We start from the raw sequence: 16,173 nt of genomic DNA, 5'->3' as shown, positions 1-16,173 counted from the left end.
AATTGCCTTCTCGCCTGAGAGAGTTGCAGCTATCTTGCCATATTGGCTATGTCTTTGCTTGCCTACACGCCAATTAACATTGCAAAATCAGGATCTTACTTTCTTTGTAGCTAGTTGAATTAAATCTTCAATTTTCTTGATATTCTGATCACCTGCTAAATAACCAATTCCCCGATGTAAATGTAAGCGAAATTGCGTAATTAGGGTTTCTCTATCTGTATCTAATCCGTCGTTATAGCAGCGTTGTTTCAGGGCTAAAAGCAGAATATCAGATATTTCTCCACCGAAAACGCGCCAAGTCAATTCTACGTTGCTATCTTGGGGTATAGGTACGGGTGATGGTGCGGTTGTTTCTGCAAGGGAACGACAAAACGCCCATCGACATAATATGTTCCATTGGTCGATTTTTGTGCTGCGTTTGAGTTTGAGAAGTTGTTCTTTGGCTGTTTGGGAAAGTTTAATTCTTTCTATTGGTGATTCCATGATTTTGGTGATTGATGATTAGTAATAAAGGAATACATTTAAGTCTCACGCAAAGGCGCAAAGACGCAAAGGAAGAAATAAATCAAAAGTTTTAAATTTGCTAATTTTATATAGTTTGGTCGTTTGCATTTTTGGCTAGATTACGAACTATACGATTTAGAAAACTGAGATAATCATCTATTTCTTCATAACTATCTAATTCTTGTTCTACTTCAGGTGTAAGTTGAGAATCTTGTTGTTGCAAGAGTAATGTTTCAATGCGATTCTGTACACTACTAGAAGCACGAAAGATAGGTGTTCCTTCTTGTAACTCGATTCTGATAGCACCTTCTAAGGGTAAGGTAGCAGGTAAATTATGTAAGGTTGGTAGTAAAGGAGTTGTCATATTTAAATCTGTGGAATACTAGATGATATTTTACCAAAAATAACCGGGTTTAATTGTTGTTTCTCTTTTACCGGAGTTGTATTGAAGTAGGTATTCGCGGGCTATGGCTTCGGTTTCTTGGAGGTTTTGATATTCTTTTTTGCCGATTTCGGTGTCGGTGGAAAGGAGGATGACTTGATGGCTGGCTGAGGGAAAGTATCTTTCTACTAGGTTGTTGCGGTGCGAGGAGTCGAGTCTTCCCAAGGGTGTATCAATGGCGACTGGTAAGCGTCTTCCTGATACTTTGGCTAATCCCCACAAAAATGCGATCGCTAATAGTTGTTTTTCTCCTGCTGAAAGTCGATGTTTGGGAACTGGTTTACCGTTTAAATCATATAAAGATAATCCAAATGTTTTACTATCAATAGCAATACGATGTACTAAATCTGATTTATGCAATAAATACAAAAAACAGTTTTTTACTTCTTCTTCTAATTTATTCAATTTTCTCAAAGTTAATCTTTCTCGAAACATCTTTAATGTTGCTTGTACTTTTGCAGCCGAATTAATAATATGTTCACTATCTTTATATTTCAGATTTTCTACAGTATATTCGTTTAGTTCTTGTCTTAATTTTTTGATTTCTGCCTCTAATTCTATCAATTCCCGACTCATTGATTCAGCCTGAGATTGCATCTTATTAAATTCAGTTTGCGCCTGTTTGACTGCTTTTTGTAACTTTGTATATTCTTCCGGTGCAGCCGCAGTTTGTACCTGTCTTTCTAAAGTGAGTATTTCTTCCTCATAATTATTTAACTCATCTAACTGCTTTTGGGCTGTACTTTCGGCAACCTGCAAACGATAAGTTATATTGTCAAGTAAACTTAAACTTTCTTCATCTCCATTTAACCAAGTATTTTCTGTTGAGACATTATTTGTGTATAGATTATTGATATCTTCAGCCAAAAAAGATTGAATATTAGTAACTTTATTAGATTCCAGATTTAAATTTTGCAGCCAATTAAGTAATCTTTGATCTCTAGCAATTAATACATCCTTAGCTAATTGAATTTGTTGAGTTTTAAGTTCTTTTTCTCCTTGGTGTTGGACTTGAGATAATAAAGAACTAATTAACGCCAAAGGTAAAACATCAGATGCTAATTCACATAAAGATTCACGGATATTATTACCAGATTTGATTTTATCTTCCTTTTCTCTTTCTAATTGGCTACGTTCAGCAGCAATTTTACCACCTTCATTCACAAATCTATCTAAAGCTTCTTCATGAATCTTTTCTAATTCTGTAACTTCAATATTCAGATTTGCTAGTTTTTTCTGATTATTTTCGTATTCTTCCTGTTTTTCATTGAGTCGGGTTTCAATTTCTTCTAATTTAGCCAAATCTTTATTATCTGCAAATTCTCGTTTTTTGCGATTTACTAAAATTTCTAAATCAATTGCTAACTTATCTGCTAACTCTAAACCCAAAAGTCCATTAATAGCATCAACAACAATTGGCGGAGGTATTTCCTGTTCTGCAAGTTCCTTAACTTGTTCACCGTCAAAGAGAAATAAATTAGAAATCCCTAAAGGTAAAATATTTTCTATATATTCATCCCAGATATTCACCAATGAATCAATCGGCCAAGTTTCATCATCACCTAAAATCCCTAAATGGTCTTTACCATCTTTAGGATTTTTTTCCCAAGTCCGAACAACACGATATCTAACAGGTTTATCTTCTTCAATATGTTCAAAAACCAACTCAATACGAGTTTTTTCTATAGGATCAGCCTTACTATTTACACATTGATTTAAAAAATCACTATAACTAAGATTACCGCGAGTTGAACATTGGGCGCGTTGTCCATATAAAGCCAGACGAATAGCATCCATAAGGGTAGTTTTTCCCCCACCATTCATTCCTCCGAAAAGGATAATTGGGCGTACATTATCCTCATCAATTTTCGGGTTTAGATTGATGACTTGCTTACCGGAGTATGGACCGAAATTTTGTAATACTAATTCGAGGAATATCATTATGCAATTTTGGATTTTAGATTAATTTCGTTCCCTGGCTCTGACAGGGAATGCTTTCAAGAGGCTCTGCCCCTGCTATAATTAAATGAGGTAGAACCTCATAATTGACATTTCTAGCCTCTTGCTAGGAACGAGGATAGAGAGGATATTCTATGCTTCTGGATTATCATTTACATTCTTTTTGGAAAACTTAAAACTAGCCCAAGTTTGTGGTTTAGTCTCTTCCTTATCAGGTGCATCTCCTAAAGTTAACTGCTTCACTTTTTCCCTAACTGTTGCCACATCACCGTCTAAAGCTGCTTGTCGTAAATCCCGTTTTAAATGGGCATTTTTAATCGCTGCTTCTGGAGAACGGGAACTTGTATTAAAACATTTTTCTAGGCTTTCGTAGATTCCCACACGACGAGTTTTTTTCTTAAACTGCCGTTCTGTATCTAATAATTTCGCCATCAATTCCAAATGCATTCCGTCACTATCACAGATTTCTTCTAATATTTCCCATTCATCAATACCGAGTATGCTTTGATCTGCACCAGGACGGGGATCTTTAAATATTTCTCCCGTGACTTCTTCATATATACGGGGTAAACTATCATCAAATTCGTGTTTGTCTTCTAACCATATCCTGCGAATGGCACTTAATTCTTCTAGAGTAATTAGAGTAATATCACCCATATTTTTCGGCGCTGTTTCACGGATTTGTGTTTGCGCTGTTAATACTCGTCTTAGCCAATATTCTCTCCAATATTTTGTATATGGTCCATGAATTGGTTCAATAGATGTTGCACCATCTATATTACGTTCAAATAATTGAACCTCTCCCCAGATACGACGAAAATCCCTTTTACTTCTATCATCTTTAATATCTAATTCATTACGAATATCTAATAGAGGCTGCATCCATTCTTTTTCTTCATCATTTTGGATCATTGCCTCCATTGATTTATCTTTACTAACAATTGTGCATACCCAGCAACCAAATCGAGAATCGCCACAGCTAGGTGTAGAAGTATCAACTACTAGGGGACATTCATTATCTGCTGTTGCACCTCGATACATTACGAATAAATCTTTATTGCTATATCCCCAAGGATTTTGAAGCTGATTTAGATAAATCCAAACTTCATCAGTACGCCAATCTTCAATAGGAAGATAAATCATAGAATTGGGTCTATTTGGATTCAAATTCATATGATCGCGTATCCGCCATTCTCGGTGTTTAGCCATTGTGATAGAACGTTTGACACTTTCCGATTTACGAGTACCCAATACAAGAATTACTTCACCGTTAGTTTGAATTACTTCTCGAATAAAGCTGTCAGTGGGTTTAATTTTTAATCTGTCCGTACACCAACGCATACGATTACGTGGTGCTGGATAGCCTTTACCTATTAAGTTCACCCAAAAAGTGTCTTTAATTGCAGGATAAAGCAGATGGGCTTGAATTGGCATTTCTTGTTCTTCAGCGGCAACTCTCATCCGTTCTAAAGAGTTGCGTACCCAAACAGAGACTACAGGGTTTTCTACTAAGGTATCTGTTGTAATTACATGAATTGGCTTAGTTTTCTTTTCCGGTGGAAGTTCAGAAATTGCATTCCAAATAAGCTGTAAAGTAGCAGTACTGTCTTTTCCACCTGAATAGCCTACTACCCAAGGTATTTGATCTAAACAATACAATTCTTGAATTTCTGTCGTCAAAGCTTGGATATACTCCACTAACTCTGCTACAGTACGATTCGGCTGATTTTTATTTTCTGGCTGTTGTGCTGTAGTCATTTTTCCCTACCTGTGGATACATGGATATAAATTCAAGACTTCCCTACGTGGGAATAGAATCATTTAGTATATAAATAAACCTAGTTATAAGTGCAAATCATTTTTAAAAATTGCCTTACTAGTATCTATTTTTTTGGACAATAAAGCAAGAGTCAGTTACTAAGTTTTTAAAAATTAACATGAATGATAGTACAGAAGCACTAAATAATCAACTCGCTAACGAGTATTTAGAACGGGAAAATAAGGATAAACAGGTATTAGCTTTACTGCTAGAGAGGTTTTTAGAGAAGAAAGACCAAATTCTTGTTCAAAAAACCGAAATGGGTGGTACTGAGGCTTATATAGGTTCTGTGACATTGGAATGGTTCGCGGGAAGGGTACATTTTGCGTCTGGTTTACCCCTGCTGCAAAAAAAATACAACCCAGAGACAGAGAATATTGAAATTGATGCTGATAGTATTGATGAAATTCAACAACGTCCCATTGACTGGTCACGTCAAGCACCATTAGTACAGTATTTAGCAGCGAGAAAAAATCATAAATTTCCCGCTGTGTTGGTGGTAATTAATCAACCTTGGGTAGATAACCCCAAAGCAGCGGAGTGGGATAGTCAAGGACGGGCTAAAAAAGCAACTACGGATTTTATACCCTTAGATAAAGATGGAAAAGTTGGTTTACTGAATATTTCTGAAGAAAATGTGACAATTTATGCCTTAGATGGTCAGCATAGATTAATGGGTGTACAGGGTTTAATGGAGTTAATTAAATCTGGTAAACTCCAACGTTATAAAAAAGATAAAACTGCTGATGATAGTTTTATTACTTTGTCTGATTTGATTGATAAATATCAAGTAGAACCTACTTATTTACAAAGTTTATCTAAAGAAAAAATTGGGATTGAATTTATTTGTGCGGTGAATACTGGAGAAACTCACACGGAAGCAAAACGACGGGTAAGATCAATTTTTGTTCATGTAAATTTAATGGCCGCACCTTTAACTAAAGGTCAGTTAGCACAATTAAATGAAGATGATGGTTTTGCTATTGTAGCGCGAAAAATTGCAGTGACACATCCACTATTAGAACAAAAACCAAATCGAAATCCGCGTGTGAATTGGAATAGTGCAACAGTAGCTGCTAATTCTACCGTTTTGACGACCCTGCAAGCTTTACAAGATATGTCGGAAAGATATTTGGGTCAAAAGTTCCCCCACTGGAAACCGTTGGAAAAAGGTTTAATTCCTATGCGTCCCGAAAATGAAGAAATTCAGGAAGGAATTCAAGATTTTAAACTACTTTTCGATAATTTAGCTAATCTTCCCAGTTATAAAGTATTGGAACACGAAGATACAACTGTTTTGCGTCGGTTCAATTTTGAGAAAGACGGAGGTGAGGGAAATATGTTATTCCGTCCGGTTTCTCAAGTTGCTTTAGCACAAGCTTTGGGAACTTTGGTGTTTAAAAAAGGTTTTGCTTTGACGGATATTTTTAAGAAGTTGGAGAAATTTGACCGTCAAGGTGGTTTTAGTGGTATGGAATATCCTCAATCTTTATGGTATGGGGTTCTCTATGACCCAAATAAGAAACGGGTACAGGTAGCAGGAAAAGATTTAGCGGTGAAGTTATTAATTTATATTTTGGGGGGAATGAGTGAAAAAATGGAAGTTACTGCTTTACGTAAAGCTTTAGCTAATGCTAGGACTATCGAAGAACAAACCATAGGTTTTGATGGTAAGTTAGTAAAACCGCAAGACGTAGGACTGCCAGTTATTTTATAATTATGGCTGAAATATATGATGTCTGTGCCATTGTAAAGCTTCAATATCTGGAAAATATTTATCTACTTTAGGTAGTATGAGTACTTCCCCATGAAATTCTGTTATTGTTTTAGCGTGGGGGGATACTTCTTCTAATTCTTTACTAACGATAATTTTGTACTTTTCATCAACAGCAAACCAACCTCTATCAAAAGCCCAATGATGATTTTTACAAAGTGCTATTCCGTTATGTATTCTGCTGTCATAAAAAGCAGAAAATGGTTTTATATGTGCGCCGTCAACAATATTTTGATTACCAGTTTTAGTAACTTTTAATCCACAAAAAGCGCATTGACAATTATATACAGAAACAACAGCTTTTCTAAAAAAAGCATTTCTAATCAGTGTTTTTTTTAACTTCCATTTAGGAATAGTTTCTAATGTATCTGTTAATTCGTTTATAGTTTCTTGTTCTAAGGATTCATTTTGAAAATTTTCATTAATTTTTAAAATTTCTCCTATCTCATTTTCATCAGATGAAAGCCAACTTGATATAAGTGCATCAATTAATTCTTTTCTGGTACTTTCATCTTGTATTAAAGTAAAAAGTTCATCATCCAGAAAAGCATAGTTAACATCATCTCTAATTTTAGGAATTGATTGAGGACGGCCACCCTCATATTCAGAACTATACTTGAGATGCCAAAATTTACATTTATCGTTTTTCAAGTGAAAAAAAGGAAGGGCAAAATCACTACCTTTAAAAGGGCTAGATGCGATTACCTGCCAATACTTTTTAAATGTCTCAATTAAGTCATCAGAAATATAAATATTTTTATCTGTTATTACATTTTGTGTAATTAAATCAATTACGGACAAAAGTAATATTGGCTTATTTAGTGCATCACCTTTTTCCTGAGTTTTATATACTTTAAGATTAGAAAAACATTCACAATAATAAGCTAAATTTTTCTGATTGTATGATTGTTCTACTTTACTCATTTTTACTTATTACCTATTACTACGATGATATAAATCTTCTTAAATCATAATCTTCACCTTCAAATTTTTCATTAAACCTTTCAGAATTGAGAAATAATAAAATGCGATCTGAATAATCTATTGCACCTCGAATTTCTACTTCTAATATTTCCAAACCACCATTAGCATACTCTTCAAATATATGATTACGCTTTTCATTATTATTCCCATCATTAAAAGATAAAATTCCTATATCTTCAGTTTCAATGAGTCCTAACAGATTTATTATCGTATCATAGCCTCTAACAATAAATTGTTCTTGAGGAATTGGTGATGGTTCACGTTTAGAAATTTCCCCCAAAGAAACACGCTTTTTAGACTTTACACCCAAAGCAGCAGCAAAAACAATCACATCAGCAAAAGTCTGAAAAGGACCAGTTCCCCCATTTGAAGAAGTTAAACTTTTCACCAAATCAGCCTTATCTTTAGCAACTCTGATTCTACCAGTTTCTGCCATAATTATAAAATATACACCCTAAATATCTCAAACCTAATTTATTAATACCATACTCTTGCTTTCCTCTACGTTTCTGCGTAAAAAAATGAGAAAACATCCTCATAAACCAGAGACAGAGGAAACGTAAAATCAACACTTGTGAAATGAACCTCCTCCCCCTCAACAAAAGGATGTAATTCCCATAAACCCTTCTCGTTTAAGCGAAAACAATCTAAACCGATTTTATCAGCACTAATTAAAACATATTCTTGTAAAGTTTCAATCCTTCTATATTGTTGAAACTTACCCCCCCTATCATAAGCTTCCGTACTCGGAGAAAGCACTTCAACCATTAAACAAGGATATTGAATAAACTTAATTGCTTGTTTATCCCGTTGATCACAACTTACCATGACATCAGGATAATGAAAGGGACCATTTTCTGATATACCCACTTTAGCATCTGCCATAAAAGGACGACATTTACTCCTACGCAAATGATTTTTTAACGCAGAAGCCAAATTTAAAGCAATAGTAGTATGGGGAATGGTTTCCCCAGTCGTAGCAAAAACTTCACCGTTGATATATTCATATTTAATATCTTGCTGTTCCTCCCACTCCAAATACTCCAAAGGACTCTTATGACTTCTATCTGAACTAGCAACCATAACTTTTCACCTCCTTACCTCCTTACTTTGCGTGAAATAAATTAATAATTTTGCGTTTCCTTGCGTCAACCCAACCTACTGTACTTATAAATTTAACCCTCACTTTTCACTGTCAAAACTTGGGGAGGAGTAGAATCAGGAGGATACAAAAAATCTACCTGAACTTGTCTTTTTTCACCTGGTGCTAAATTCAACTTTACCAAAGCTTCCCCAGGTTGTCCCCGACGCTGTACTAAATGGACATAGCGGGTTTTTTCTCCTCCATTATCATCGGTATAACGCACTCGCACAGTCCCCCGGAAAAATATTTGTTCTACCTGTGGTTTCAAAAATAACAATCTATCTGTTCCACCTTCATCTTTAAGAGGTGTTTGAATTGATACGGCTACAGTTTGATTTTGACTGCTGGAATTGTATAAAGGTAAGGTCAAATTATATTCTACACCGTAGTTGCTATGGGCAAAATAAGCCGTATCATTATAGCGTTTTAACATTTCCGCACTCTGTATTTGTCCTGTGCTGAGTGTAATTAAATGAACTGTTCCTAAAGGATAGGAAAAAGACTTTCCTGGTTGAGGTAAACTCAAATTAGCTGCGTTTGGATTATCTGTAATATTTGCTTCCCATTTTGTCCCTTGGGATACACCAGCAACACGACTAAATACTGTTGGTTCTCTGGGAGGGTCTAAAGGAGTGGGGATAGGGTCACGCTTTCTTGCTAAATTGCCTGTATCTAAAAGCTGTAGCCATTGTGTTAGGGTGGGGGGAGTTTGGCTTCTCATAGCTAAGTTTGCCATAAAGATGGGGTGATCGCTACTCAACCGCATCATCACCGTGCGACCATTGGAAGAAGGTGCTTGAACCCCAATCGGTAAATTAGCTAAAATTTGACTTTCCCCTGGTTTTATCACCAATTTTTCAGGAAATATCTTTTGCTTAACCCCTCGTAACACATCATTCATAGTCCGACTACCAGGGCCGGCATAAACCGTACTTTGGGCATTATCCACCATATCCGGCAGATTAATAAACGGTGCTTCCTGTGAAAGGTAACTAGCAGCTTGTAAAACTTGCAATGTTACTGCTTCTTTTCCTGGATTATGAACAATTAGACCCTGAAAAACAATACGATTTTGAGATGTAGTTTCTGCTCTCACAATATGATGAGAAAATACATCAAATCTCCCTTGAAAGGGATAATTTAAATGCGCTTCTTGGCTTTTTTTCCCTGCTGGTGAAAAAGTTGAAAGTAAAATTCCATCAGTATCAACAAGTTCAGGACTATTACTATTAAAAGTAGGAACAGAATCAAGTTTTCCTGGTAAAGCGCGTACCTCTTGCGGTTGAACTTCCACACCAGCAATATATTGAGGAGGGACAGCGTAAATATTTAACGCTCGACACATTAAAGCAGCAACTTCACCTCTAGTAGCAGTATCTTGAGGTTTTAACTTTTTGACATCAGGATAATTGACAACAATACTATTAATAGTCCCCGCAGCTATAGAATTTTGAGCATAATTAGGAATTAAATTAGCATCTTCAAAATAACGTTGTAATATCTGCGCTGAATTAGATACAGAACTATAATTTTTACCACCAGCGACAACACCAATAATTTGCGCTCTAGGAATTGCTTGATTAGGTTGAAAAATATTACCGGGATAACCAGAGAAAAACCCTTTTTGATAAGCAGTATTAATTGCTTTATATCCCCAATAATTGCTAGATACATCCTTAAATATTACAGAATCCTGTTTTATGGCTGCATTCGGAAAAGCATTTAACATTAAAACCGCTGCTTCTGCGCGAGTAACAGTTGAATTAGGACGAAAACTACCATCAGGATAACCCGTTAGTAACTTTCTTTCTCCTAATTGTTGAATACAATCTTTACCCCAATAGTTTTGAGTATCAGAAAAAGCCAAAACGGGAGAAGGTAAAAAACATAAGCTAACAACCAATAAAAAATTTCTCAATAACATTCTTTCTTTGCGTGAGACATATAGGAATCCGGTTTGATTATTGGAAATATCCGTAGGGTGTGTTAGCGACAGCGTAACGCACCAAACCCTTGAAAACGGTGCGTTACGGATTTCATCCTAACGCACCCTACAATACCTAATCCTGTTCAAAAATCAAATAGTAATCCTATATCAACTAAAAATTCCCAATAACCAACGACTAAATTCACGATCATCTTGAGTGAGACTACGTTGAATAGCTTCTTGAACAGTAGCTATTTGTAACCCTGGTAAAACCTTTGACTCCTCAATTCTCCTACTTCCACCATCAGATATTTCAAAAGCAATAATATCATTATTATTAGCATCCATTACCCAATATTCCTTTACACCCAATCTTTCATAAAGTAACCGCTTGAAACCCAAGTCATCATTAATAGAAGAAGCAGCAATTTCTACAACCAAAGTTGGTGCTGCTAACTCATTAATATTGACAGGAGAATTATTCAAAGGTGGAAAATTCACATTATCACCAATATAAAAAGCCAAGTCAGGTTGACATTCCCCTAAACCTGTTCTACGAAAACTTGTATTTACCCATCCTTTACTTTTAATGTTTTTCAATGTCGCATAAAAATTCACAACATTTGCAACAACATTATTAGTATTTCCATGAATTGAACCAACTGGTGACATTTCAATCCTCATGTAATTCTGATCATAATAAAATTTCCCTTGTTGATAATCAGGATGTTCAACAAGTTCCATAAATTCATCCCCATTTACGTTGAACCAGGTATCTGTGACGATATTCGGTAAATTAGCAATAACCATAAAATTTACCTCTCTCTTTCCACTTCCATAATTTCAGTATATTCAAAACCATTCAAACTCTGTCTTACCAAAGAATACCTTTCTCTACCCAACTGAATATCATCTTGCTGACAATTAGGTTTAGAAGAATAATAAACCAACACATATTCTTTACCAATTTTATCAGCAATTTCCTCCTCAACTTCTACCCTCCATTGGGTTTGAGTCACCAAGACAATTAACTGATTTGCTAACTTAGGAATAGTTTGAGCAATATGACGACGGGAATTAGCATCTAAACTCCCAAAAGGAGAATCCATGACAATAGGAAAAGTGCTACTTTCAGGAAGCATAATCATTTTTCGCTTCTCACTCCAGTCACGCACTTTATCAATAATACTAGCGATAAAAGATAAACTGAGAATTTGATTCTCTCCTGTGGAAGCTGCGACGGATGCTTCTATTCCTGTGGTATTTTCAACTAAACTCAATTCATACTTTTCGCTAATTTTGGGAATATAGGGAGTAAAAGACATATCCGAAAAAATTTCCTGTACTCGCTGTTCTAATTGCAAACGAAACTGGTTTTCTTGACGGTTTTTAACTTCTGATAAACGTTCAATTGCATCTTGGGTAGCGTTAATGCGACGCTGTGCTAACGATTGCTTTTCTTCATTTTGTTTTTGCTTAGATATTTGTTTGATTAAAGTATCAATATTTGTCTTGATGTGAGAAATTTCCTGTTGATTAGCACCTTGTTCTCGATTTAATTCATCAATTGTGGCTTCAATTACATCTAAACGCTTTTGTAAACTACTAATTTCTTCATGGGGATTTTTTCGCAGTTGTTCTTGAATACCATCTAATTCCAGTTCAACTTGATTTAAATTTTCCCTGAATTGTTGAATTCTTGCTTGTTCCCTATCTGCTTCTTCCCAAAATGCAAGTGCTTGTTTGTCAATTTCGTCAACTTGTGCGCTCATTCTAATTGCAGTTTCTTCCACAGTCGAAGAACCTGATCTTCTCATTAAATTCTTAACATGAAAATGAGTATGAGTTCCTTCCCTTAAATCTGCACCACAAATACAACGTCCACTATTGAGTAAATCATTGACAAATTCTCGTGAAATCCCTGCTGTTAATTCACCTTTTTGTTTTAAATCTGTGAATATTTCCCGAAACTTAGCGGTGGTCTCTGATAAAAGAACAGTATAACCTCGTGCAGAAATAGCTTTTCTCAAAGTTTCCCGCGCTTTTTTCAATTCATCCCGTAAACTATCTCTTTGAGATTCTAAGTTTTGCTTTCTTTCCTGCAATTCTTTAACAGCACTTAGTTCTCGTAATTTATTACTGACTTCTTTTTTAAATGTCTGTTGACATTCCAACTCTTGATTAATTTCGTTTTGACGTTTGTTAATGGTTTCAATTTCTAATTCTAGCTTTTCTTTTTGAGTCAAAAACTGTTTAGTTTCTGCGTCACCAATGTGTTTTAACTCAGTTTCTAAGGATTTTTTAGCATCTTTGAGATGTCTAATAGAAAGTTCAATCACTTCCACACCTAAAAACGTTCTAATTGCTTCTGCAATTTCCGCTTTATTATCAGAACGCACGATTTCTTCAATGCGTTCACCGTCAAAGAAAAAGTATTGATGCAAACTGGCTGGTAAAATCTGAGTAATGATTTCCTCTGGTAATTGATTGGGAATCTTCCATTGACCATCATCTCCAGCTAACCACATGGTTAACTGAGTTTTACCAGCTTCAATAAAATCACTTTGATTTTTATAAACCCGACAACCACGTTTAGCACGGTAACGGTTACTTTCGTGTTCCCAACCAACTTCTACTGAACATTCTACAGGATCTCCTGGTTGAGATTCTGCGATCGCTCTTTTATTGACTAACTGTTCTGTGGAAGCAAACGCAGCACTGAATTTTTCATATAAAACCCAGGTAAACGCATTCAAGAAACTAGTTTTACCTGCTCCGTTACTCCCATAAATCATGGTAGTATTGCGAACATCTCCACCAGCTAAAGTGATTTCTGGTGTTTTTCCATAAAAGGAACGAAAATTACATAGTTTAATGGAAGTTAGCTTCATTGCACTGCTTCCTTGACAATTATTAAAATATCATCGTTAATATGTCCTTTGCTTTTTCTATCTAATCTGCTTTTCTCTAATCTCCATACTTTTTCAATTATTTGTTTTACTTCTGGTGGTGCGCTGTTAATTGGTTCTTGGACATCTTCAATATTTGATTCTGGTATCATCTCAATACGGCAATAGATTTTTATCCTATTTTAACCAGTTCTGATACTATGAATACAACTGTAAATTTACGTCGAATTTGAAAAAAAATCTTTTTTTGGGGTTAAACGGGGTTGACTTGCGGCGCTAGGTGTGATATTTTTATAATGAGAATGCGTGCCTCAATAAAAATTTAACTTACATCCCATTATATTAATATACCCCAAGCGACAGCTTTTAGCAACACTGGTTCAGAATTTTTTGCGCCGCCAATAAAACATCTACGGTTATTTGCGGTTCAAATATCCAACAACCCATACCTTTTTTGCAAAGCCAATAACTTCATCCTAGCTTCCCCAGAATTATCAGCTAAATCAGCAAATTCAACAAAACGCCGTAATTCCTTCTTTAACAAATTTCGCTCCACCTCAATAGTTTCCCTATCCAAATCTGGAGGTAAAACAATCATATCAAAAATTGTCGCTCTTTCCTTACCAGGATGAGGACGTAAAACTCTGCCGCGACGTTGGATAAATTGACGAGGATTGCCCGAACTTGATAAAATCACCGCAGTTTGAATAGCAGGAATATCCACACCTTCATCTAAACAACGAATCGCAACTAAACCTTGTAATTCTCCACTTTCAAATTGACAACGTAACTTTTCTCGTTCTTGTAAAGAAGTATGTGCCGTGTAGGTGCTGACTTTATAACCCAAATCTACACCCAAAATTTTCGCCACCGCTTTGAGTTGACGCAGAGATGAATGATGTCCAGTTTCTGGAGAACCATCACTACAATAAAATAGAGTATGGCTTGTATCCCTGCGAGTTGCCATTAATTCTCGCAAAGCTGTTAATTTATTTTCTGCTGCACCAATTAGCCTAGCACGTTGCATTAATAAAGATTTGATATCTTCGTTGTCTTCAAAATCTCCAACATCACCATTTTCCCGTTCTCGATACTGAAGCGATCGCCCAATTTTTTTTGTTAACTTAAGGTAGGCAAGACTTTCTGCCTCAGTCAACTCCACCAAAACCGGATAATAAAGATAGTGTACCAAAGCTCCTTGTGCGATCGCATCCTGCAAATTAAACTCAGGCTGTAAAACAACTCCGAAATAATCAAATAAAGATTGTGTCCCACCATCATCAAAATACCGTTCCGGTGTCGCCGATAAAGCTAGACGCAAACCCACCTTCCGGGGTAAACTTTCCTCTAACTTGGGTGAACCTAAATTATGTGCTTCATCACCAATAATTAAAGTCTTCGGTGGAAAATATTTAACTTGCGACTGGAAACCATCACCAATTAAAGTCGAGTTAGTAGTAATCACCGTCACAAAACCTTGAGAACCAGAACGCAAATTATAAATTTGTGTTGATAATTGACTTTGCCAACTACGTAAATTATCGAAAGCTAAAATCGGAATTAAGTTGAATTTCTCACATTCTCTTGCCCATTGAGTCACAAGATGACGATAGGGACATACCACCACCAAGACTTGTAACCCAATCTGCTGATATAACTCACAAACAATAGACAATGCAGTAATCGTCTTACCACTACCAGTAGCCATTTTTAGCGTCCCTCTGCCATTATTAGCAAACCAGCTAGTAATAGCTTGACGTTGATATCCCCGCAATTGCAGAGATAACGGCATTTTTGGGCATCCTGGTAAAGGTTGCTTAACTTGATAAATGCCTTTCTTCTCCCCCACAAAAGGTAACTTGAGAGAGAAAAAAGGCAATTTCTGCACTGGTTTTCGCGTTATATACATAAATTGGTGATTGGTAATTGGTTAGGACTTATACAAAAACTCTCCCAAGATTTTATTTCGACCTGTTCTCTGCGTCCTCTGTAGTTGGTTATTCCGTGAATCGTGCATAAGTCCTATTGGTGATTGGTAATTGGAAAAACTCTTACCCATTACCCATCACCCATCACCATTTTTCAGTTATAATTTCGCCAAATACCAATCAGAGAACCTTGCACTTGTACTTGTATTGCAGGTATTTCCATCGGTTTATACTTAGAATTTGCTGGTTTGAGCGTCACAAGATCATCATGACGATAAAAACGTTTTAGAGTTGTACCGTGTCCTTCAACTCTGGCAGCCACAATAGTGCCATTTTTCAACTGATTTGGTTCAGCTACCGGACGCAAAAACACCACATCTCCATCAGCAATTAAATCATCAATCATGCTATCCCCAGTCACCCGCAACGCATAACTTTGGGGAGGTAAAGATAAATTAGCCAAATCTAAATGCTCTACAGCATCCGTAAAAGGTTCAATTAAACCACCAGCAGCAATAGTTCCTAAAATCGGCACACCTAGCTTCACAGGACGCAAAACCCGAATTGTTCGTGCCTTCCCTTCCTTCCACTCGATATATCCCTTATTGCGTAAATGCTCTAAACGGCTTTGAATCGGTGCAGGTGATTTCAAGTTCATTCCTTGCATCATTTGACGAATAGAAGGCGAATGCTCATTCATTCTGATATATTCTGTCAACCATTCGTATAATTCTTGTTGAGCTTCTGTTAGTCTTTCCATAATTTTTGTGGGGAAGTAATTAT

14 protein-coding genes are annotated in these 16,173 nt (G+C 36.1%); 1 reads left to right on the top strand and 13 read right to left on the bottom strand.

Annotated features, from left to right (window positions below):
• Nucleotides 1–87: 87 nt before the first annotated feature.
• The 4 genes from dndE to dndC all read right to left on the bottom strand — a co-directional run bounded on the left by dndE (nucleotide 88) and on the right by dndC (nucleotide 4,663).
• Nucleotides 88–483: a DNA sulfur modification protein DndE gene (gene dndE / locus AC012T_RS23835; RefSeq protein WP_487061369.1), complete on the bottom strand. Its 396-nt coding sequence runs from the start codon at nucleotides 481–483 to the stop codon at nucleotides 88–90.
• Between the two features lie 106 nt (nucleotides 484–589).
• Complete coding sequence (locus AC012T_RS23830; RefSeq protein WP_487061367.1) at nucleotides 590–868, bottom strand: hypothetical protein; 279 nt, start codon at nucleotides 866–868, stop codon at nucleotides 590–592.
• 30 nt (nucleotides 869–898) lie between these two features.
• Nucleotides 899–2,887 (bottom strand): DNA sulfur modification protein DndD, encoded by a 1,989-nt coding sequence (gene dndD / locus AC012T_RS23825; RefSeq protein WP_487061365.1) that lies wholly within the window; start codon nucleotides 2,885–2,887, stop codon nucleotides 899–901.
• Between the two features lie 150 nt (nucleotides 2,888–3,037).
• The gene (gene dndC / locus AC012T_RS23820) at nucleotides 3,038–4,663 is read right to left on the bottom strand and encodes a DNA phosphorothioation system sulfurtransferase DndC (protein WP_487061363.1); all 1,626 of its coding nucleotides are present in this window, start codon (nucleotides 4,661–4,663) and stop codon (nucleotides 3,038–3,040) included.
• 179 nt (nucleotides 4,664–4,842) lie between these two features.
• On the opposite strand from dndC, the gene AC012T_RS23815 reads away from it, so the two are divergent.
• A complete protein-coding gene (locus tag AC012T_RS23815) occupies nucleotides 4,843–6,441 on the top strand; it encodes a DGQHR domain-containing protein (protein ID WP_487061361.1) in 1,599 nt (532 codons plus the stop codon).
• Here the strand turns inward: AC012T_RS23815 and AC012T_RS23810 are convergent, their stop codons facing one another.
• The 9 genes from AC012T_RS23810 to lexA all read right to left on the bottom strand — a co-directional run bounded on the left by AC012T_RS23810 (nucleotide 6,442) and on the right by lexA (nucleotide 16,150).
• Nucleotides 6,442–7,422, bottom strand: a complete 981-nt coding sequence (locus AC012T_RS23810; protein WP_487061359.1) for an HNH endonuclease — start codon at nucleotides 7,420–7,422, stop codon at nucleotides 6,442–6,444.
• 19 nt (nucleotides 7,423–7,441) lie between these two features.
• Nucleotides 7,442–7,918: a DNA phosphorothioation-associated protein 4 gene (locus tag AC012T_RS23805; protein ID WP_487061357.1), complete on the bottom strand. Its 477-nt coding sequence runs from the start codon at nucleotides 7,916–7,918 to the stop codon at nucleotides 7,442–7,444.
• A gap of 65 nt (nucleotides 7,919–7,983) precedes the next feature.
• Nucleotides 7,984–8,565 carry a Uma2 family endonuclease gene (locus AC012T_RS23800; protein ID WP_487061355.1) on the bottom strand — a complete coding sequence of 194 codons (582 nt, stop codon included), beginning with the start codon at nucleotides 8,563–8,565 and terminating at the stop codon, nucleotides 7,984–7,986.
• Nucleotides 8,566–8,657: 92 nt separating this feature from the next.
• Nucleotides 8,658–10,550, bottom strand: a complete 1,893-nt coding sequence (locus tag AC012T_RS23795; RefSeq protein ID WP_487061353.1) for a DUF3370 family protein — start codon at nucleotides 10,548–10,550, stop codon at nucleotides 8,658–8,660.
• Nucleotides 10,551–10,721: 171 nt separating this feature from the next.
• On the bottom strand, nucleotides 10,722–11,363 hold the full coding sequence (locus AC012T_RS23790; protein ID WP_487061351.1) for a Uma2 family endonuclease: 642 nt from the start codon (nucleotides 11,361–11,363) through the stop codon (nucleotides 10,722–10,724).
• Nucleotides 11,364–11,368: 5 nt separating this feature from the next.
• Complete coding sequence (locus tag AC012T_RS23785) at nucleotides 11,369–13,444, bottom strand: AAA family ATPase (RefSeq protein ID WP_487061349.1); 2,076 nt, start codon at nucleotides 13,442–13,444, stop codon at nucleotides 11,369–11,371.
• Nucleotides 13,441–13,614: a hypothetical protein gene (locus AC012T_RS23780; RefSeq protein ID WP_413172680.1), complete on the bottom strand. Its 174-nt coding sequence runs from the start codon at nucleotides 13,612–13,614 to the stop codon at nucleotides 13,441–13,443. The genes AC012T_RS23785 and AC012T_RS23780 overlap by 4 nt, the downstream gene beginning before the upstream one ends.
• A 275-nt stretch (nucleotides 13,615–13,889) precedes the next feature.
• Complete coding sequence (locus AC012T_RS23775) at nucleotides 13,890–15,371, bottom strand: DNA phosphorothioation system restriction enzyme (RefSeq protein ID WP_487061347.1); 1,482 nt, start codon at nucleotides 15,369–15,371, stop codon at nucleotides 13,890–13,892.
• 173 nt (nucleotides 15,372–15,544) lie between these two features.
• Nucleotides 15,545–16,150, bottom strand: coding sequence for a transcriptional repressor LexA (lexA, locus tag AC012T_RS23770; protein ID WP_323311514.1), 606 nt, complete (start codon nucleotides 16,148–16,150; stop codon nucleotides 15,545–15,547).
• Between the last annotated feature and the right edge of the window lie 23 nt (nucleotides 16,151–16,173).

It is taken from the genome of Anabaena sp. EIM26, from assembly GCF_057568715.1.
This window is presented reverse-complemented; position numbering and strand designations above follow the sequence as displayed.

Bases quoted from the DNA above. Each gene is read 5' to 3' on its own strand.
- dndE (WP_487061369.1), bottom strand. From the start codon at position 483: ATGGAATCACCAATAGAAAGAATTAAACTTTCCCAAACAGCCAAAGAA.
- AC012T_RS23830 (WP_487061367.1), bottom strand. From the start codon at position 868: ATGACAACTCCTTTACTACCAACCTTACATAATTTACCTGCTACCTTA.
- dndD (WP_487061365.1), bottom strand. From the start codon at position 2,887: ATGATATTCCTCGAATTAGTATTACAAAATTTCGGTCCATACTCCGGT.
- dndC (WP_487061363.1), bottom strand. From the start codon at position 4,663: ATGACTACAGCACAACAGCCAGAAAATAAAAATCAGCCGAATCGTACT.
- AC012T_RS23815 (WP_487061361.1), top strand. From the start codon at position 4,843: ATGAATGATAGTACAGAAGCACTAAATAATCAACTCGCTAACGAGTAT.
- AC012T_RS23810 (WP_487061359.1), bottom strand. From the start codon at position 7,422: ATGAGTAAAGTAGAACAATCATACAATCAGAAAAATTTAGCTTATTAT.
- AC012T_RS23805 (WP_487061357.1), bottom strand. From the start codon at position 7,918: ATGGCAGAAACTGGTAGAATCAGAGTTGCTAAAGATAAGGCTGATTTG.
- AC012T_RS23800 (WP_487061355.1), bottom strand. From the start codon at position 8,565: ATGGTTGCTAGTTCAGATAGAAGTCATAAGAGTCCTTTGGAGTATTTG.
- AC012T_RS23795 (WP_487061353.1), bottom strand. From the start codon at position 10,550: ATGTTATTGAGAAATTTTTTATTGGTTGTTAGCTTATGTTTTTTACCT.
- AC012T_RS23790 (WP_487061351.1), bottom strand. From the start codon at position 11,363: ATGGTTATTGCTAATTTACCGAATATCGTCACAGATACCTGGTTCAAC.
- AC012T_RS23785 (WP_487061349.1), bottom strand. From the start codon at position 13,444: ATGAAGCTAACTTCCATTAAACTATGTAATTTTCGTTCCTTTTATGGA.
- AC012T_RS23780 (WP_413172680.1), bottom strand. From the start codon at position 13,614: ATGATACCAGAATCAAATATTGAAGATGTCCAAGAACCAATTAACAGC.
- AC012T_RS23775 (WP_487061347.1), bottom strand. From the start codon at position 15,371: ATGTATATAACGCGAAAACCAGTGCAGAAATTGCCTTTTTTCTCTCTC.
- lexA (WP_323311514.1), bottom strand. From the start codon at position 16,150: ATGGAAAGACTAACAGAAGCTCAACAAGAATTATACGAATGGTTGACA.